Below are 18087 nucleotides of genomic sequence, written 5' to 3' on the forward strand. Positions count from 1 at the left end.
ATCATCGCATCATTTCGGGTTTCGTGGGGCGGTTCGGAGCCGAGCGATTTTCAGGGATTCGCATGGCGACGGCAGGCTTGCATCAACTATACTTTTCTCACTTTTTCCAATAAGAATCAATCACCACAGGCAAGGCGAAAGGTTCTTGAGTATGACGGCGTGGCCTGGTGGCTACGGTCTCGTGGCAAGGGCCAGACCCGGAGGCCTGTGGTGACGCCTCTCGGGAGTCATCATGCTTTTTGCCATTCAGTTTGCCGTTGTCCTGCTGTGCATCCTCATCGGTGCGCAGGTGGGAGGCATCGGACTGGGCGTGTTCGGGGGTATCGGCCTGGCCGTGATGGCCTTCGGTTTCCATATCCAGCCCACCAGTCCCCCCATCGACGTGATGATGATGATCATGGCGGTGGTCTCGGCCGCGGCAGCCATGCAGGCGGCTGGCGGCCTGGACTATCTGGTGCGGGTCGCCACGCGGGTGCTGCATCGCAATCCGCGCTACATCACGTTCATTGCACCGGCGGTCACCTATGCCTTCACGGTGGTGGCCGGTACCGGTCACGTGGCCTACTCGGTGCTGCCGGTCATTGCCGAGGTCAGTCGTCGCAATGGCATCCGGCCCGAGCGGCCGCTGTCGATGGCGGTGATCGCCTCGCAGTTCGCCATCGTGGCCAGTCCGGTGGCGGCCGCGGTGGTTTCGGTCGTGCACTACCTTGAGCCGCAGCACATCACGCTGATCGACGTGCTGAAGGTGACGGTGCCCTCCACCATCCTGGGCATCGGCCTGGCCTGCGTGTTCGTCAATCGCATGGGCAAGGAGCTGGCCGATGATCCGGGTTATCAGCAGCGGCTGAAGGATCCGGAGTACGTGAAGCTGAATGCGGTGGAGGCGGTGGCCGAGGATGCTCCCCTCAAGCCGACGGCGAAGACGTCGGTGCGGATCTTCCTGGCGGCCGCCCTGCTGGTGGTGCTGATGGGGGCGTTCAAGTGGCTGCGGCCGGTATTCGGCGGCGAGCACATGGGCATGGCGCACACCATCGAGATCGTGATGCTGTCGGCAGCCGCGCTCATCATCCTGGTCTGCAAGCCCGATGGCAACGAGATCACGCAGGGCAGCGTCTTCCATGCCGGCATGCGGGCGGTGATCGCGGTGTTCGGGGTGGCCTGGATGGGTGACACGCTGATGCAGGCGCATCTGCCGGAGCTGAAGGCGGCGGTTTCGTCGCTGGTGGAGACAGCGCCATGGACCTTCGCATTTGCACTCTTCGTGCTGTCGGTGCTGGTCAACAGTCAGGGAGCCACGGTGACCACGCTCTTTCCGGTGGGCATCGCACTGGGGGTGCCTGCACCGATCCTGATCGGCACGCTGGTGGCGGTCAACGGCTACTTCTTCATTCCCAACTACGGGCCGATCATCGCGTCGATCGACTTCGACACCACGGGAACCACGCGCATCGGGCGCTACATCTTCAACCACAGCTTCATGCTGCCGGGCCTGCTCAGCATGGCGTTCTCGCTGGCGCTGGGGCTGCTGTTCGCGCAGATGTTCTTCTGATGACCTCATGCCCGGCCGGACCCGTGACAGGGGCCGGCCGGCATTCCTTCCAGGTCAGAGCAGGTTGTCCAGCTCGGCCTGGCTGATGCCGCACACCTGGCGCGCAAAGTGCATGGGTTGCGAGAACAGCATGCTGGAGGGCAGCAGGCGCTGCTCGCCGTCGTCCTGGATGACGAAGCCGGGCACGCCACGGGCCGACAGCTCGTTCATGAGCGTGCAGGCCCGGCCGATGCGCTGGTTGGTGGCGGCATGCAGTTCGGGTGTGGCCGCCTGAAGCCGTGTAGCTGCATCGCACAGTCCGAGGCTGCGCAGCAATTCGCACAGGGTGGCCAGCTCGGTGATGTTGCATCCATCCACGTAACGTGCGCGCTGGATGCGCTGCAGCGCCTCGAATTCCCGCTGGGGCTGGGTCTGGGCCACGGCCGTGAGTGCCAGTGTGGCGGCAGTGCTGTCCATGGGCTGGTGGAGATTGCACAGCACCTGGTCTCGGTAGGTCAGGCTGAAGATCTGGCCGGTGATCTCCTCGATGCGCTGGTCGTTGGTCCAGGCGTGGCTGGCCAGACTCATGTCCATGGGGCGTGCGCCGTGGCCGGCAAACAGGCCGGTGGGCAGCAGCTCCAGCCCGACCCCGGTGCTTTCGACGATGCTGGCCAGTGCCGGGCTGGCGCCGTAACACCAGCCGCAAAGCGGGTCGAAGAGGTAGGTCAGGGTCTTGCTCATGCCACGGCACCGTGCCTTGCCAGCGAGAGATCCGGCTGCAAATCATCAGGAAACAGCCGAGGATTCTGGTGCGCTGCGGAAAACCGCGCAGGAATGGGCGAGGTGCTAGTGGTGGTATTGTGTACTAGTGTTGCTCAAACTGACAGAAGTGTGGGCTCTTTGTCGGGGAAGTTGCCCATCTGGTAGCCCAGCCACAGGCGTTGTGCGATCCGGGCAGCCATTTCGTTGGCCTGGGCGGCCATGACCTGGTTGGGGTGTTCGGTCAGGCTTTCGGCAAAGAGCGACAGCCAGCGCTTGAAGAGATCGGCGTCCAGATCGGGCAGGGCGATGTGCTTGGGCATGGGGGCGCCTTCGAAGCGGCCGGTGCGGCGCAAGAGGCTGGACCAGAAGTCCACCATTTTCACAAGGTGCGGGTCCCAGTCATCGATGTGACGGTCGAAGACCGGCCCCAGGATCTCGTCACTACGGATGCGGTCATAGAAGGTGTAGACCATCCGGGAGATGTCTTCTTCGGTGCAGATGTCGGCGGCCATGGTGCGGTGCAAAGGCGAAATGGACGGGGCGCCATTGTGGCACCTTCCGGGCAGGTCCGGAAACGGTCGCCGATGGGTGGGGATGCACCCACCCACCGGCCGTGAGGGTCAGTAAAGCTCCAGGTGCACCCGGCCTTCGCGCTGCATCAGTTTCCACCAGCGGTCATTGGCAGGCAGGCGGTCACTGTTGGCCATCAGGGTGTCGAAGGCCTGGGCCACGGCCTCCTCCAGGTGGGCCTTGTTGCCGCAGACGTAGACGTGGGCGCCTTTTTCCAGCATCGGCCGCAGGCGCTCGGCATGGTCGGCGATGGCGTTCTGGACATAGTATTTCTCGGCCCCGTCGCGCGAGAAGGCGGTGATCAGCTCGCCCAGCACGCCTTCCTGCTGTATGGCCTCCAGTTCTTCCTGATAGAGGAAGTCCTCGGCACGGCGTTTCTCGCCGAAGATCAGGCAGTTCTCGCGTTTCACGCCGCTGGCCTGCATCTCGCGCAGCAGGCCCATCAGCGGGGCGATGCCGGTGCCGGTACCAATGAGGATCAGCGGGGTGTCGGCGCTGCCCGCCAGGTGAAAGCCCGGGTTGGAGCGGCAGTAGATGCGGAACGGTCCCTCATGCGTGAGCAGGAAGCGCGTGGCGGTCCCCCGGTGCCGGCGGCCCTTGCGCTCGTAGTCCACCTCGCGCACGCACAGGTCGATGTGGCCCGCCGCACCGTGCGAGGCTATGGAGTAGGCGCGGATGAGGCACGGCGAGAGCAGCTTGGCCAGCTCGGCCAGCGGCACGCTCTGGGGGCTGCAGAAGTCCTGCAGGATGTCCAGGATGTCGGCGCCCCACAGGTACTCTTCCAGGGCCTTGCGGTTCTTGAACTTCAGCAGCTCCTTCAGTTCCTCGCTGCTGGTGAGCTTGCCCAGGTCGCGCAGCACGCCCTTGCTGATCTGCCGCAGCTCCTTGTGGCGAAGCAGCGCGGTGGCATCGAACGATCCGTAGTACTTGGCCAGTGCGCCCAGCAGCTGGGGATCGTTCTCGGCCATCACGTACACGGTGTCGCCGGCACGCCAGACCATGCCGCTGTCGGTGGTGTCCAGGCGCAGATGGTAGGCCGCCGGGCGGCTGGTGCTCAGCGCCCGGCGCTCCAGCAGCTTCGCCTCGTAGGCCGAGCCTGCACCGTAGGCCCTGACCTGCAGGTGCAGGGCCTTGCCGGCTTCGGCGTCACCGTTCAGGACCTTGCCCACCACGGGCAGCCACTGGGCAAAGAACTGCTGGAAGTTGCTGTCGGCATCGACGCGGTTGATGAGGGCGGTGGCACCACGGGCCTGCAGCAGCTCGTCCAGCTGCCGGGTGAAGCCGCAGAAGTGCGGGTAGGCGGTGTCGCCCAGCCCGAAGATGGCGTAGCGCAGCCCGGCCAGCGAATCGGTCTTCTGGATCAGTGCCAGGAAGGCCTCCGCATTGGAGGGCGGCTCCCCGTCGCCGAACTGCGAGGAGATGATGAACAGCGGGTTCCCGTCCTGCAGCATGCCGGGCGAGATTTCGTTCAGGGTGAGGACCTGGGGGGAGAAGGGCTGCAGGGCAGGGTCGGCGGCCAGCTGCTGGGCCAGAGCGCGGGCATTGCCCGACTCCGACCCATAGCCGATCACCACGCGGTGGGCGATGGCGTTCATGTGTCTTGGTTGGGTGAGACGAGCGGGGTATCCCCCATGCCCCGGCAGGGTAGCTTGGGCAGGGCGCAGTGACGTGCCCGGCGTGGCGGGCCCCACGAGTGCCTCGCACCACGGGTGCGTCACATGGCAGGGCCGGTGTGCGGGTTGACCCCAAGGCACGTCCGGGCGCGTATCAGGGAGATAATTCCCGATGGATTTTATCAGGCGATGGGTTGACCAGACTGACCGCCTTGCGCGGTCATTTCCCGGTACGGTTGCACCGCCGGGGAGGGTGTCTGGCAGAATCCATCGCCTTTGCAGGCCTGCCGGGTGATCGTCGGTGCGAGGCAGACCTGCCTGTTTGCCGCCCCATCGGGTCCGCGGCGTGTCGCCGCGCGCCTTCGACACGCTGCCGGGCAGGGATTCCCCGTGCCGGCCCATGGCTCTTCTGGAGATAGCAGGACATGACGACAAACCCCGCGGCACAGGCTGTTGCCGCCCCGCAGAATGGTCAGAGCAACGGACAGGCTGCCGGCGCGGCGCAGCGTGCGGGGGCGGGTGGCCAGCCGGTCCCGGTTGCAGAGGCCGTGATCGACCCCCGGAAATTCCGTCGGGCGCTGGGCAACTTCGCCACCGGCGTCACGGTCATGACGGCCAGCGCCGACGGTCGGAAGGTCGGGGTCACCGCCAACAGCTTCAACTCGGTGTCGCTCGATCCGCCGCTCATCCTCTGGAGCATCGACAAGCGTTCGGGCAGCTACCCGGTCTTTGCGCAGGCCTCGCACTTCGCCGTCAACGTGCTGGCGGTGGGCCAGATCGCCCTGTCCAACCAGTTCGCCCGCCCCGGCGACGACCGCTACGCGGGGGTACCGCACCGGTCCGGTGTCGGCGGTTCCATCCTGCTGGAAAACACCGCGGCCAGCTTCCAGTGCGAGAAGCACCAGATCATCGACGGGGGCGACCACTGGATCATGATCGGCAAGGTGGTGGCCTACGACGACAACGGGCGCGATCCGCTGCTCTACCACCAGGGCGCCTATTCCATGGTGCTGCCGCATCCGGAGCTGGAAGAGCGGGAAGAGGTGAATGCCCCGCGCACCGAGTTCCACAGCCGCCTGGTGGACAACTACTTCTATCTGATGAGCCAGGCGATGCGTGCCCATCAGGAAGCCTGTCAGCCTGAGCGCCGGCAGGGTGGGTGGAGTGCAGGCGAGTCACGCGTGCTGCTGGTCCTGGATGCTGACCAGCCAGTCGATCTGGCCACGGTGGTGCACCAGGCCGTCATGCCGGCGCGCGAAGTCGAGCCGGTGCTGCGCCTGTTGCGTGAGCGGGGCCTGGTCCGGCAGGAGGGCAGCGGTTTCGTGCTGACCCCCGAGGGGCATCGTCAGGCGCAGGCCGTCTGGGACATGGCCCGCCGTCAGCAGGACAGGGTGTTTGCGCCCTTCTCGGACGAAGAAAAGGCGCTGTTCGCCGACATGCTGAAGCGGGTCATCGTGCGCTGCTGAGGCAGCCCGTTGCCCGTCCCCGACGGTCCAGACGATGGATTCGATGTGAAAAATTCCCGAACGGGATATTTCTTTTCCTGGAAAACGGCCTGTATCCGGCCCTTCGGAGCGGGAAAGCGATTGGTTATCTCCACCCGATCGCGCGGTCTGGGGTATCCTGCCGGTATTGTTCAGATGACATGTTTTGACAATCCCCATGGATATGGACGCATTCACATCGACCGTTGCGCTGCCGGATGCCAGTGTTGATGCCGGCACCCATCCCTTCTCGGTGCTTGATGCACAGCCTCTGCCCGAGGGGGAGCGGCACGCCCTGAAGCCCCGGACGATCCGCCTGACGCCGACACGCGCGCCCGATCCTCCCATTCCCGCGCCGGATATCGCCGCGCCGCCGCCCGTCACCGTGCGTCCCTCTCTCACGATGGCGCTGCTGCAGGCTCGGGAATCGGCCATGCTCTTTTTCCGGCCGTCGCTCAACCGGCATGGACTCACCGAGCAGCAATGGCGGATCATTCGTGTGCTGCGCCGCTACGGCGAGCTGGAAAGTCACCAGCTGGCCGAGCTGGTCTGCATCCTGAAGCCCAGTATGACGGGTGTGCTCCAGCGCATGGAGCGGGATGGCCTCGTCCAGCGCCGCAAGCCCCGGCATGATCAGCGCCGCGTCTACGTGAGCCTGAGTCCTGCCGGGCAGACCTGTTTCAACGACATGGTCGATGAGGTCGAGGACGACTACCGGCGCCTGGAAGAGAAATTCGGCAAGGAGAAAGTCCAGGCGCTGCTGGCGCTGCTCGACGAGCTGAGCGCCACGCAGCCCTGAATGCCCGTCAGGGCCACTGCATCTCGCCCATGGCCACCCTGGCGCTCAGGTCCAGGGACCCTTCGCCGGCCAGGTGGGGGTAGCGAGCCTTCATGGCCGAGATCAGCTCGGTCGAGTTGGTGGCCTTGGCGGTTTCCTCGTCGAATGCGCGGATGTAGTCACCGGTGAACTGAACGGCCCTCAGGTCCAGCGCACTGCCCGGCGCATAGTGCCCGGGGATCACCACGGACGGGTTCAGCGCCTGGATGCGGTCCAGTGTGGTCAGCCAGTCCGCATGCGATTGCGGCGTCTGCGTGTCCGCCATCCAGACGTGCTCTCCGGCCACCACGGGAATGCCGCCGGCTACCACGCGGATCGACGGGATCCAGACGAAGGTGCGGTCTGGTGTGGGGCCGTCCAGGCCCACCACCTGCAGCGTCTGCCCTTCCAGCTTCAGGCGGTCACCGTCCAGCGGCTCCGGAATGATGATGTCCTTGGGCGCGTTCTCGCCCAGCTGTGGCCCCCAGACCTTCAGCTTGATGTCCTTGTTCTGCTCGATGGCGGCGACGGTCTGCGGCGTGGCCACGATCCGCGCTTCGGGGAACTCGCCCTTCAGCGTATCCAGCCCGAAGTAGTAGTCCGGATCGGAATGGCTGATATAGATGGCCACGAGCCTCTTGCCGCTGGCCTTGATCTGCGCCGCCAGCTTACGGGCATCCTCGGCCGAGAACTGCGCGTCGATCAGGATGGCGTCCTTCCTGCCTTGCACCAGGGTGGACGACACGGCAAAGATGGCTTCCTCGCCCGGGTTGTAGGTCTGGATCGTCAGCGGGGCCTCGGCCATTTCCTTCACGCTGGTGGCAGGCGTCGTGTCGGCGGTGCTGGGCAGAAGGCTGCAGCCTGCCAAGGCAAAGGCCAGCGCCAGAGCGCTGGCAACCAGGGTCTTGGGGGTGTTCATGGGGCGGATTCCAAAGATGTCTGTCGAATGGGCAACGCTGATCTTGCCAGAATGAGCCGGCGCGGAACAGCATGCCGGGCGCACGGCGCGTCACCAGGCAACCGGGTCGTGGTACCTGGGCGTTCTGTCCGTGACGGCAAGTGCAGTGGGGGGGGCGGATGCCGTTGAACGTATGCAGTACGCGACGTTTGAACGGGAAGTGCGGCAGCCATGCGCACAGAAGCCGGTTTTGCCCTATCATCACACCCTTGTGGACCTATCCGCGCGAGCGCAGATCGGGTGCTGATGATGGAACTTCGCCACCCCCTTGCATCGCAGAGAAAAAGTCTTCATAATGTCCCATTGACCGGACAGGCACACAGCGGTTTGGTTGCAAGGGCGGTTCCGTCGTCCTGCAAGCAAGGCTGAAAGTTCAAGCGTGTCTGACCCTTGCCTGCTTCAGGCAAGGTTGTTGAAGGTCATGCCCATGTGGCTCAGTGGTAGAGCACTCCCTTGGTAAGGGAGAGGTCGCGCGTTCGATCCGCGCCATGGGCACCACATATTCCAAGGCGTTGCCGACAATGGCAGCGCGTCATGTCAGGGAGGGTCCCTGACGGATCCCGGGTCGGTCGGCCACTCCCCACCCAGACATCAGGAGTCTCCAGTTATGGCAAAGGGCAAGTTTGAACGGACCAAGCCGCACGTGAACGTGGGCACCATCGGTCACGTGGACCATGGCAAGACGACGCTGACGGCGGCGATTGCCACGGTGCTGTCGAAGAAGTTCGGCGGTGAGGCCAAGGGCTATGACCAGATCGACAATGCACCGGAAGAGAAAGCCCGGGGCATCACGATCAACACCTCGCACGTCGAGTACGAGACCGCCAAGCGCCACTATGCACACGTGGACTGCCCGGGACACGCTGACTACGTGAAGAACATGATCACGGGTGCTGCCCAGATGGACGGCGCGATCCTGGTGGTGTCGTCGGCTGACGGCCCGATGCCGCAGACGCGCGAGCACATCCTGCTGGCCCGCCAGGTGGGTGTTCCCTACATCATCGTGTTCATGAACAAGGCCGACATGGTCGACGACGCCGAGCTGCTGGAGCTGGTGGAGATGGAAGTTCGTGAACTGCTGTCGAAGTACGAGTTCCCGGGCGACGATCTGCCGATCATCAAGGGTTCGGCGCTGAAGGCGCTGGAAGGCGACACGAGCGAGATCGGCGAGCCGGCCATCATGGCGCTGGCCGAGGCGCTGGACAGCTACATCCCCGAGCCCGAGCGTGCCGTGGACGGTACGTTCCTGATGCCGATCGAGGACGTGTTCTCGATCTCGGGTCGTGGTACGGTGGTTACGGGTCGTGTGGAGCGTGGCATCATCAAGGTTGGCGACGAGATCGAGATCGTCGGTATCCGTGACACGCAGAAGACGACCTGCACGGGCGTGGAGATGTTCCGCAAGCTGCTGGACCAGGGTCAGGCAGGCGACAACGTGGGTATTCTGCTGCGCGGCACGAAGCGCGAGGACGTCGAGCGTGGTCAGGTGCTGGCCAAGCCGGGCACGATCAAGCCGCACACCGAGTTCGAAGCCGAGGTGTACATCCTGAGCAAGGACGAAGGTGGCCGTCACACGCCGTTCTTCTCGAACTATCGTCCGCAGTTCTACTTCCGTACGACGGACGTGACGGGTTCGGTGACGCTGCCGGAAGGCACCGAGATGGTGATGCCGGGTGACAACGTTCAGATGAAGGTCAAGCTGATCGCCCCGATCGCCATGGAACAGGGTCTGCGGTTCGCCATCCGTGAAGGTGGTCGTACCGTCGGTGCCGGTGTGGTCGCCAAGATCATCGCCTGATACCAAGGATTGAAGGAAACGTAGGGGCATAGCTCAACTGGCAGAGCGTTGGTCTCCAAAACCAAAGGTTGGGGGTTCGATTCCCTCTGCCCCTGCCACTTTTCCTGATGTAGCAAGAAAGCCGGGCCGACAAGGCCCGCTTTCGTCAGAACAAGAGTCATTCATGGCAGTCGAAGACTGCATATTTCCAGGCTGGATACATGGCAGCGCAGCATAAAGTCGAAGATGTCACGTCCGGCGGCGACCGAGTCAAGCTGATCCTTGCCATTCTGGTCGTGGTGGCTGGCGTCGTCGGCTTCTACCTGTTGCGTGATCAGGCGCTGATCTTCCGGGTGCTGTCCGTCATCGGCGGTCTGGTACTGGGTGGTCTGATTGCCTGGACGTCGACGCAGGGTCGTCGTCTGCTCGCCTTCCTGCGTGAATCCTGGCAGGAAACCCGGCGAGTCGTCTGGCCCACCAAGAAGGAGACCTGGTCGGTCACGCTGTACGTCTTCTTGTTCGTGGTCGTCATGGCCATCTTCCTGTGGCTCGTCGATTCCGGGCTGCAGTTCGTTTTGTACGATCTCGTGCTGGGCTGGAGTCGCTGATGAGCAAACGTTGGTATGTGGTGCACGCCTACTCGGGCATGGAGAAGAGCGTCGGCCGTGCCATTCGTGAGCGCGTCGAGCGTGCGGGCATGCAGGATCTCTTCGGCCAGATTCTCGTCCCCACCGAAGAAGTGGTGGAGATGAAGAACGGCCAGCGTTCCATCACCGAGCGTCGTTTCTTTCCCGGCTACGTGCTGGTCGAGATGGAAATGAACGATGACACCTGGCACCTGGTGAAGAACACCAACAAGGTCACCGGGTTCGTCGGTGGTAGCGGCAACCGTCCTGCGGCCATTTCCCAGGCTGAAGTCGACAAGATCATGAACCAGATGGCCGAGGGCGTGGAAAAGCCGCGTCCGAAGACGCTCTTCGAGATTGGCGAGATGGTTCGGGTCAAGGAAGGTCCGTTTGCCGATTTCAATGGCAACGTCGAGGAAGTCAATTACGAGAAGAGCCGTCTGACCGTGTCCGTCACCATCTTCGGTCGTGCCACGCCGGTCGAACTGGAGTTCGGGCAGGTCGAGAAGCTCTGATCCCGGAAGGTCTTTCCTTCCGCAGCAAGACAGTTTCAGGCTGCTGCCTTTCGAAAGGGGGTGGCAGCGTTTTGAGGAGCCTGTGTCAGAAAGGTTCGCCATTCTGATTACGGGCGGTCGTACTCACAGGAGTAGCCATTCATGGCCAAGAAAATCGTCGGCTTCATCAAGCTGCAGGTTCCTGCAGGCAAAGCCAACCCCTCGCCCCCGATCGGTCCGGCCCTCGGTCAGCGCGGTCTGAACATCATGGAGTTCTGCAAGGCGTTCAACGCCCAGACGCAGGGCATGGAGCCCGGTCTGCCGATCCCTGTGGTCATCACCGCCTTCGCCGACAAGAGCTTCACCTTCATCATGAAGACGCCGCCGGCGTCCATCCTGATCAAGAAAGCCGCCAAGATCGACAAGGGTTCGAAGACCCCCCACACCGACAAGGTGGGCACGCTGACCCGCGAACAGCTGGAGCAGATCGCCAAGACCAAGCAGCCTGACCTGAGCGCTGCCGACCTGGATGCCGCCGTGCGTACCATCGCCGGCTCTGCCCGCAGCATGGGCGTGAACGTGGAGGGCGTGTAAATGGCCAAGCTGAGCAAACGTGCCAAGGCGCTGAGCGCCAAGGTCGAAGCCAACAAGCTGTATCCCGCCGCTGACGCCCTGGCCCTGGTCAAGGAATGCGCAACCGCCAAGTTCGACGAGTCCGTCGACGTGGCTGTTCAGCTGGGTATCGATCCCCGCAAATCCGACCAGCTGGTGCGTGGTTCGGTGGTGCTGCCCCGCGGTACCGGCAAGCCGGTTCGCGTTGCGGTGTTCACGCAGGGTGCCAAGGTTGAAGAAGCCAAGGCCGCCGGCGCCGACATCGTGGGCATGGAAGATCTGGCCGAGAAAGTGAAGGCTGGTCAGCTGGACTTCGACGTGGTCATCGCTTCGCCGGACGCCATGCGCGTGGTCGGCTCGCTGGGCCAGATCCTGGGTCCCCGTGGCCTGATGCCGAACCCGAAGGTCGGTACCGTGACGCCGAACGTTGCTGAGGCTGTCAAGAACGCCAAGTCGGGTCAGGTTCAGTACCGTACCGACAAGGCCGGTATCATCCACTCCACCATCGGCCGTGCTTCCTTCGACGTGGCGGCGCTGCAGGAGAACCTGGCTGCTCTGGTCGAGGCTCTGGTCCGTGCCAAGCCCGCCACCTCCAAGGGGCTGTACCTGCGCAAGGTCGCGGTCTCCAGCACGATGGGCGTGGGTGTCAAGGTTGACACCGCTTCCGTCAGCGGCACGGGAGCCTGATCTCCTGGCCGTGAGGGCCGACTGCAGGATGTTGCCCGGCAACGAGCCGGGCTACCAACTAGCAGCAGCCTTCAAGGCCTGATGGGATCTTGAAGTGATTCGGGGCGAAGGTTCCAGCAGGTTTTCCGTCGGTTTGCCGGCGGTATCTGTTCCTTCCCCCACCAAGCTTTGGGCCGTACCCTCGGGTACGTGTTGTCAAAGACCGTATGGGACCAAGCAAGCCGGCTTGCCGGCAAGGGCGGTCTTGAATGCAGGAGCAGGGTGGTTCGCCATCCGGTTTCCGGCGCCATACGCAGATGGCGGTCCTGAAGAATGAAGTGTTCGATTGCAGACGGCGCATTTCATGGGGTTTCACCCCTTGAGGATGCAGCGCCTGTGGCTGAAGGCTTCACACCTGATCGCCGTGTTGTCAACGATGGAAGTGCTTCGGCGCAACCATCTCATTTGTAAGGAAAGACCGTGGCTCTCAATCGTGAAGAGAAAGCGGCCGTCATCGAGGAAGTCAGTGCCCAGGTGGCACAGGCTGGCTCGATCGTCCTGGCCGAGTACCGTGGTCTGACAGTCGAGAAGATTACCCAGCTGCGCAAGCAGGCACGGGAATCGGGTGTGTATCTGCGCGTGTTGAAGAACACGCTGGTGCGTCGCGCCGTCAAGGATACGCCTTACGAGAAGCTGGCTGACCAGATGGTCGGTCCGCTGATGTACGGCATTTCCGCTGATCCGGTCGCGCCCGCCAAGCTGATCGCCAGCTTCGCAAAAGCCAACGACCAGCTCGTGGTGAAGGGTGGTGCCATGCCCAATGTGGTCATGGACGTCGCCGGGGTTCAGGCCCTGGCCACCATGCCGAGCCGCGAAGAGCTGCTGGCCAAGCTGCTGGGCACGATGCAGGCACCGGTTGCTACCTTCGTTCGTACCCTCAACGAGGTTCCGACGAAGTTCGTTCGCGGTCTGGCGGCCGTGCGCGACAAGCAGGAAGCTGCCTGAGCATCCCCGCACTCACATTGACTGTCGGGCTTCATCCGACGTAACAAACGCAATCGAACTGGAGTAATTCCAAATGGCACTGAGCAAAGAAGAGATCCTCGACGCAGTCGCAGGCATGACGGTTCTGGAACTGTCCGAACTGATCAAGATGATGGAAGAGAAATTCGGCGTGTCGGCTGCTGCCGCTGCTGTCGCCGTGGCCGCTCCGGCCGCTGGTGGCGCCGCTGGTGGTGCTGCTGCCGAAGAGCAGACCGAGTTCACCGTGGTTCTGGCCGCTGCTGGCGAGAAGAAAGTCGAGGTGATCAAGGTCGTGCGTGCCGCTACCGGCCTGGGCCTGAAAGAAGCCAAGGACCTGGTCGACGGTGCTCCGAAGCCTGTGAAGGAAGGCATCTCGAAGGCCGACGCCGACGCGCTGAAGAAACAGCTGGAAGACGCTGGCGCCAAGGTCGAAGTCAAGTAATCGACTTGCCGCCGGGTATCGGCCAAGGGACCGGGGTCTGCTGTCAGGGGACCTCGGTCGTTTGCCGTGTATCCGGCGGGTTTGCCTTACCGGGAAACCCCTCATCATCCTGCCGAAGGGCAGGGGTGGGGGCGTTTCCCGGCAGCCGTCTCCGAAGCGCTTTCACTCGCGCTTGGTGATCGGCCTGTTCCCCTGATTCCGGATTGTGGTGTTTGGAGCCCGGTGGTTGGCGAGGTATTCGCCCGCGTGCCTCGGTCGTCGCCGTGGCAGCACCAGGCCGGTAGCTTCCAGCCCCTTTCCAGACTCGCTTCAAGACCCTGTTCGTTGGCCAGCTTGCCTCTTCGAGGCAATAAGGGCTACCGAGCCGGGTCCTGCAGCGGGTTTCTTCCACGGATACACATGCAGTACACCGCGAAACGGCGCGTTTCGCCCTGTCAGGGCCTTGTTGCGGGCTGCCCGGCCAGCCGCATGTTGCCTTCCCGCCCCGGATCCAGAATCAGAAGCTGCGGTGCCCTTCGCTGCGCGGCTTCCGTTCGCCTATCGTGACCCCGACGTCTCACGGAGAGTCCATGACCTACTCGTTCACTGAAAAGAAGCGCATCCGCAAGAGCTTTGGCCACCGGCGTGCCCGTGCCGTGCAGGAAGTGCCTTACCTGCTGGCCACGCAGCTTGAATCCTATGCCGAGTTCCTGCAGGAAGGCGTGCCCGCCGACCAACGCAAGGATGTGGGGCTACAGGCGGCACTGAAGTCGATCTTTCCGATCTCTTCGCACAACGACATGGCGCGTCTGGAGTTCGTCGGCTACACGCTGGGCCAGCCTGCCTTCGACATGAAGGAGTGCCAGCAGCGCGGCCTGAACTTCTGCGCACCGCTGCGCGCCCGCGTGCGCCTGGTCATCATGGACCGCGAGGCCAGCAAGCCCACGGTCAAGGAAGTGAAGGAGCAGGAAGTCTACATGGGCGAGATCCCGCTCATGACGCCGACCGGCTCCTTCGTCATCAACGGTACCGAGCGCGTCATCGTCTCGCAGCTGCATCGTTCGCCCGGCGTGTTCTTCGAGCACGACCGCGGCAAGACCCACAGCTCCGGCAAGCTGCTCTTCTCGGCACGGATCATCCCCTACCGTGGCTCGTGGCTGGACTTCGAGTTTGACGCCAAGGACATCCTGTACTTCCGTATCGACCGTCGCCGCAAGATGCCGGTGACGATCCTGCTGAAGGCCATCGGTATGACGCCGGAGCAGATCCTGGCCCACTTCTTCGTCTTCGACACCTTCACGCTGGAGTCGGAAGGCGCCAAGATGGAGCTGGTGCCCGAGCGTCTGAAGGGTGAGACGGCCCGTTTCGACATCACCGACCGTGAAGGCAACGTGATCGTTGCCAAGGACAAGCGGATCAACGCCAAGCACATCCGCGACATGGAGAAGGCCGGCCTGAAGCTGATCAGCGTGCCGGACGAGTTCCTGCTGGGTCGTGCCGTGGCCACCGACATCGTCGATCCCGAGACCGGCGAGATCGTCATGCGCGCCAATGACGAGCTGACCGAGGACAGCCTGGGTCGCCTGCGCGCGGCCAACATCCACGAGTTCCGCACGCTCTACACCAATGACCTGGACGCGGGCCCGTTCATCTCGCAGACCCTGCGTCTGGATGACTCCGCCGACCAGATCTCGGCCCGCATCGCCATCTACCGGATGATGCGCCCGGGTGAGCCGCCGACCGAGGACGCAGTCGAGGCACTGTTCAACCGCCTCTTCTACAACGAGGACACCTACGACCTGTCGCGCGTGGGCCGGATGAAGTTCAACAGCCGCGTCGGCCGCGAGGAGCCCACGGGCCCCATGACGCTGGAAGACGACGACATCGTGGCTGTCATCAAGCTGCTGGTGGACCTGCGCAACGGCAAGGGCGAGATCGACGACATCGACCACCTGGGCAACCGTCGCGTGCGCTGCGTGGGCGAGCTGGCCGAGAACCAGTTCCGTGCCGGTCTGGTGCGCGTCGAGCGCGCCGTGCGCGAGCGTCTGGGCCAGGCCGAGACCGAGAACCTGCTGCCGCATGACCTGATCAACAGCAAGCCGATCAGCGCCGCCATCCGCGAGTTCTTCGGTTCCAGCCAGCTGTCGCAGTTCATGGACCAGACCAACCCGCTGTCGGAGATCACCCACAAGCGCCGTGTCTCGGCCCTTGGCCCGGGCGGTCTGACGCGTGAGCGTGCCGGCTTCGAGGTGCGCGACGTGCACCCGACCCACTACGGTCGCGTCTGCCCGATCGAGACGCCTGAAGGTCCGAACATCGGTCTGATCAACTCGCTGGCGCTCTATGCCCGCCTGAACGAGTTCGGCTTCCTGGAGACTCCGTACCGCAAGGTCGAGAACCAGAAGCTGACTGACCAGATCGACTTCCTGTCGGCCATCGAGGAAGGTCGCTACGTCATCGCTCAGGCCAACGCCGAGCTGGACGAGGAAGGCCGCCTGACCGGCGAGCTGGTGTCGGTGCGCATCAACGGCGAGACCCAGCTGGTCTCGGCCGACCGCGTGGAGTACATCGACGTGGCGCCGTCGCAGATCGTGTCCGTGGCCGCCTCGCTGATTCCGTTCCTTGAGCACGACGACGCGAACCGGGCGCTGATGGGTGCCAACATGCAGCGTCAGGCCGTGCCCTGCCTGCGTCCGCAGAAACCGCTGGTCGGTACCGGCATCGAGCGCACCTGTGCGGTGGACTCGGGCACGGTCGTCACCGCGCTGCGCGGCGGCACCGTCGACTACGTCGATGCCAACCGGGTGGTGATCCGCGTCAACGACGAGGAAGCCACGGCGGGCGAAGTGGGTGTGGACATCTACAACCTCGTCAAGTACACCCGCAGCAACCAGAACACCAACATCAACCAGCGTCCGATCGTCTCCAAGGGCGACCGGCTGGCTGCCGGCGACGTGATCGCCGACGGCGCCTCGACCGACCTCGGCGAGCTGGCCCTGGGGCAGAACATGCTGATCGCGTTCATGCCCTGGAACGGCTACAACTTCGAGGACTCGGTGATGATCTCGGAGAAGGTGGTGTCCGACGACCGCTACACCTCGATCCACATCGAGGAGCTGTCGGTTCTGGCGCGTGACACCAAGCTGGGGCCCGAGGAGATCACCCGCGACATCTCCAACCTGTCCGAGAGCCAGCTGGCCCGCCTGGACGAGTCCGGCATCGTCTACATCGGCGCCGAAGTCTCGGCCGGCGACACGCTGGTGGGCAAGGTCACGCCCAAGGGCGAGACCCAGCTCACCCCGGAAGAGAAGCTGCTGCGCGCGATCTTCGGCGAGAAGGCCTCCGACGTGAAGGACACCAGCCTGCGCGTGCCTTCGGGCATGAACGGCACCGTCATCGACGTGCAGGTGTTCACCCGCGAGGGCATCACCCGTGACAAGCGGGCGCAGTCGATCATCGACGACGAACTCAAGCGCTTCCGTCTGGACCTGAACGACCAGCTGCGGATCGTCGAGAACGACGCCTTCAGCCGGATCGAGCGTTTCCTGGACGGCAAGGAAGCCAATGGCGGACCCAAGAAGCTGGCCAAGGGCACGGTCGTCACCCGCGACTACCTGAAGGATCTGGACCGCTACCACTGGTTCGAGGTGCGTCTGGCCAACGAGGAAGATGCCCGCTGGCTGGAAGGCATGAAGGACGCCATCGAGCAGAAGCGTCACCAGTTCGACCTGGCCTTCGAAGAGAAGCGCAAGAAGCTCACCCAGGGCGACGAGCTGCCCCCGGGCGTGCTGAAGATGGTCAAGGTCTACCTGGCCGTCAAGCGTCGTCTGCAGCCTGGTGACAAGATGGCCGGCCGCCACGGCAACAAGGGTGTGGTCTCGCGCATCGTGCCGATCGAGGACATGCCCTACATGGCTGATGGCACCCCGTGCGACATCGTGCTGAACCCGCTGGGCGTGCCGTCGCGGATGAACGTGGGCCAGATTCTGGAAACCCACCTGGGCTGGGCTGCCAAGGGCGTGGGCCTGCGCATCGGCGAGATGCTGGACCGTCACGTGAAGGTCTCCGAGCTGCGCCGCTATCTCGACAAGGTCTATAACGACCGCGGCGAGAAGGCCAACCTGTCCGAGCTGTCCGACGACGAGCTGCTGGCCATGGCGAACAACCTGCGGGACGGCGTGCCGTTTGCCACCCCGGTGTTTGACGGTGCGACCGAGGAAGAGATCCACGCTGCACTGGATCTGGCCTTCCCGTCGGATGACCCGCGGACCGAGAAACTGGGCTTCACGCCCAGCAAGACGCAGCTCATCCTGCGTGACGGCCGCACCGGCGATCCGTTCGACCGGCCGGTCACGGTGGGCTACATGCACTTCCTGAAGCTGCACCACCTGGTCGACGACAAGATGCACGCCCGCTCCACCGGTCCGTACAGCCTGGTGACCCAGCAGCCGCTGGGCGGCAAGGCCCAGTTCGGTGGCCAGCGTTTCGGCGAGATGGAGGTCTGGGCACTGGAAGCCTATGGTGCCTCCTACACGCTGCAGGAGATGCTGACGGTCAAGTCCGACGACGTGACCGGTCGTGCGAAGGTCTACGAAAACATGGTCAAGGGCGAGCACGCCATCGACGCCGGCATGCCGGAATCCTTCAACGTGCTGGTCAAGGAAATTCGCTCGCTCGGCATCGACATCGATCTCGAACGCGCCTGAGACTGAGCTGAGGAACACAACGGAGAACCC

At 63.7% G+C, this 18087-nt stretch carries 15 protein-coding genes and 2 tRNA genes; 13 read left to right on the forward strand and 4 right to left on the reverse strand.

Annotated features, from left to right (window positions below):
- Positions 1 to 232 precede the first annotated feature (232 nt).
- On the forward strand, positions 233 to 1549 hold the full coding sequence (locus EL249_RS03555) for an anaerobic C4-dicarboxylate transporter (protein WP_005674301.1): 1317 nt from the start codon (positions 233 to 235) through the stop codon (positions 1547 to 1549).
- 54 nt (positions 1550 to 1603) lie between these two features.
- Here the strand turns inward: EL249_RS03555 and EL249_RS03560 are convergent, their stop codons facing one another.
- The 3 genes from EL249_RS03560 to EL249_RS03570 all read right to left on the reverse strand — a co-directional run bounded on the left by EL249_RS03560 (position 1604) and on the right by EL249_RS03570 (position 4455).
- Positions 1604 to 2269 (reverse strand): DsbA family protein, encoded by a 666-nt coding sequence (locus tag EL249_RS03560; protein WP_005674299.1) that lies wholly within the window; start codon positions 2267 to 2269, stop codon positions 1604 to 1606.
- Positions 2270 to 2403: 134 nt separating this feature from the next.
- Positions 2404 to 2802 (reverse strand): group III truncated hemoglobin, encoded by a 399-nt coding sequence (locus EL249_RS03565; RefSeq protein ID WP_005674297.1) that lies wholly within the window; start codon positions 2800 to 2802, stop codon positions 2404 to 2406.
- Positions 2803 to 2910: 108 nt separating this feature from the next.
- Complete coding sequence (locus EL249_RS03570) at positions 2911 to 4455, reverse strand: flavodoxin domain-containing protein (protein ID WP_005674296.1); 1545 nt, start codon at positions 4453 to 4455, stop codon at positions 2911 to 2913.
- Positions 4456 to 4898: 443 nt separating this feature from the next.
- Here EL249_RS03570 and EL249_RS03575 point away from each other — a divergent pair, with 443 nt between their 5' ends.
- Together EL249_RS03575 and hpaR are read left to right on the forward strand one after the other, a co-directional pair.
- Positions 4899 to 5939: a p-hydroxyphenylacetate 3-hydroxylase reductase component gene (locus EL249_RS03575; RefSeq protein WP_005674295.1), complete on the forward strand. Its 1041-nt coding sequence runs from the start codon at positions 4899 to 4901 to the stop codon at positions 5937 to 5939.
- 202 nt (positions 5940 to 6141) lie between these two features.
- Complete coding sequence (hpaR, locus tag EL249_RS13455; RefSeq protein ID WP_232002034.1) at positions 6142 to 6756, forward strand: homoprotocatechuate degradation operon regulator HpaR; 615 nt, start codon at positions 6142 to 6144, stop codon at positions 6754 to 6756.
- A gap of 7 nt (positions 6757 to 6763) precedes the next feature.
- Here the strand turns inward: hpaR and EL249_RS03585 are convergent, their stop codons facing one another.
- Positions 6764 to 7693 carry an MBL fold metallo-hydrolase gene (locus EL249_RS03585; RefSeq protein WP_005674293.1) on the reverse strand — a complete coding sequence of 310 codons (930 nt, stop codon included), beginning with the start codon at positions 7691 to 7693 and terminating at the stop codon, positions 6764 to 6766.
- Between the two features lie 462 nt (positions 7694 to 8155).
- Between EL249_RS03585 and EL249_RS03590 the strand changes: the two genes are divergently transcribed.
- From EL249_RS03590 to rpoB, 10 genes are all read left to right on the forward strand, one after another.
- Positions 8156 to 8230: transfer RNA gene (locus tag EL249_RS03590), tRNA-Thr, on the forward strand.
- Between the two features lie 109 nt (positions 8231 to 8339).
- Positions 8340 to 9530, forward strand: a complete 1191-nt coding sequence (gene tuf / locus EL249_RS03595) for an elongation factor Tu (protein WP_126348071.1) — start codon at positions 8340 to 8342, stop codon at positions 9528 to 9530.
- A gap of 22 nt (positions 9531 to 9552) precedes the next feature.
- A tRNA-Trp gene (locus tag EL249_RS03600) sits at positions 9553 to 9628 on the forward strand.
- Between the two features lie 102 nt (positions 9629 to 9730).
- Positions 9731 to 10117 (forward strand): preprotein translocase subunit SecE, encoded by a 387-nt coding sequence (gene secE / locus EL249_RS03605; RefSeq protein WP_005674292.1) that lies wholly within the window; start codon positions 9731 to 9733, stop codon positions 10115 to 10117.
- Positions 10117 to 10650 carry a transcription termination/antitermination protein NusG gene (gene nusG, locus EL249_RS03610; protein WP_005674291.1) on the forward strand — a complete coding sequence of 178 codons (534 nt, stop codon included), beginning with the start codon at positions 10117 to 10119 and terminating at the stop codon, positions 10648 to 10650. The genes secE and nusG overlap by 1 nt, the downstream gene beginning before the upstream one ends.
- Before the next feature lie 141 nt (positions 10651 to 10791).
- On the forward strand, positions 10792 to 11223 hold the full coding sequence (gene rplK / locus EL249_RS03615) for a 50S ribosomal protein L11 (protein WP_005674290.1): 432 nt from the start codon (positions 10792 to 10794) through the stop codon (positions 11221 to 11223).
- Entirely contained in the window at positions 11224 to 11928 is a 705-nt protein-coding gene (gene rplA / locus EL249_RS03620; RefSeq protein ID WP_005674289.1) for a 50S ribosomal protein L1, read from the forward strand.
- Positions 11929 to 12387: 459 nt separating this feature from the next.
- Positions 12388 to 12912 carry a 50S ribosomal protein L10 gene (gene rplJ, locus EL249_RS03625; protein ID WP_005674288.1) on the forward strand — a complete coding sequence of 175 codons (525 nt, stop codon included), beginning with the start codon at positions 12388 to 12390 and terminating at the stop codon, positions 12910 to 12912.
- Positions 12913 to 12985: 73 nt separating this feature from the next.
- Positions 12986 to 13372, forward strand: a complete 387-nt coding sequence (gene rplL, locus EL249_RS03630) for a 50S ribosomal protein L7/L12 (protein WP_005674287.1) — start codon at positions 12986 to 12988, stop codon at positions 13370 to 13372.
- 569 nt (positions 13373 to 13941) lie between these two features.
- The gene (rpoB, locus tag EL249_RS03635) at positions 13942 to 18057 is read left to right on the forward strand and encodes a DNA-directed RNA polymerase subunit beta (RefSeq protein WP_005674286.1); all 4116 of its coding nucleotides are present in this window, start codon (positions 13942 to 13944) and stop codon (positions 18055 to 18057) included.
- The last annotated feature ends 30 nt before the right edge of the window (positions 18058 to 18087 follow it).

This window comes from Lautropia mirabilis (assembly GCF_900637555.1).
GTDB classification, from domain to species: domain Bacteria; phylum Pseudomonadota; class Gammaproteobacteria; order Burkholderiales; family Burkholderiaceae_E; genus Lautropia; species Lautropia mirabilis.

Coding starts and splice junctions, on each gene's coding strand:
- nusG (WP_005674291.1), top strand. CDS start 10,117: ATGAGCAAACGTTGGTATGTGGTGCACGCCTACTCGGGCATGGAGAAG.
- secE (WP_005674292.1), top strand. CDS start 9,731: ATGGCAGCGCAGCATAAAGTCGAAGATGTCACGTCCGGCGGCGACCGA.
- EL249_RS03565 (WP_005674297.1), bottom strand. CDS start 2,802: ATGGCCGCCGACATCTGCACCGAAGAAGACATCTCCCGGATGGTCTAC.
- EL249_RS03575 (WP_005674295.1), top strand. CDS start 4,899: ATGACGACAAACCCCGCGGCACAGGCTGTTGCCGCCCCGCAGAATGGT.
- hpaR (WP_232002034.1), top strand. CDS start 6,142: ATGGACGCATTCACATCGACCGTTGCGCTGCCGGATGCCAGTGTTGAT.
- EL249_RS03555 (WP_005674301.1), top strand. CDS start 233: ATGCTTTTTGCCATTCAGTTTGCCGTTGTCCTGCTGTGCATCCTCATC.
- rplL (WP_005674287.1), top strand. CDS start 12,986: ATGGCACTGAGCAAAGAAGAGATCCTCGACGCAGTCGCAGGCATGACG.
- EL249_RS03560 (WP_005674299.1), bottom strand. CDS start 2,269: ATGAGCAAGACCCTGACCTACCTCTTCGACCCGCTTTGCGGCTGGTGT.
- rpoB (WP_005674286.1), top strand. CDS start 13,942: ATGACCTACTCGTTCACTGAAAAGAAGCGCATCCGCAAGAGCTTTGGC.
- EL249_RS03585 (WP_005674293.1), bottom strand. CDS start 7,693: ATGAACACCCCCAAGACCCTGGTTGCCAGCGCTCTGGCGCTGGCCTTT.
- rplA (WP_005674289.1), top strand. CDS start 11,224: ATGGCCAAGCTGAGCAAACGTGCCAAGGCGCTGAGCGCCAAGGTCGAA.
- tuf (WP_126348071.1), top strand. CDS start 8,340: ATGGCAAAGGGCAAGTTTGAACGGACCAAGCCGCACGTGAACGTGGGC.
- EL249_RS03570 (WP_005674296.1), bottom strand. CDS start 4,455: ATGAACGCCATCGCCCACCGCGTGGTGATCGGCTATGGGTCGGAGTCG.
- rplK (WP_005674290.1), top strand. CDS start 10,792: ATGGCCAAGAAAATCGTCGGCTTCATCAAGCTGCAGGTTCCTGCAGGC.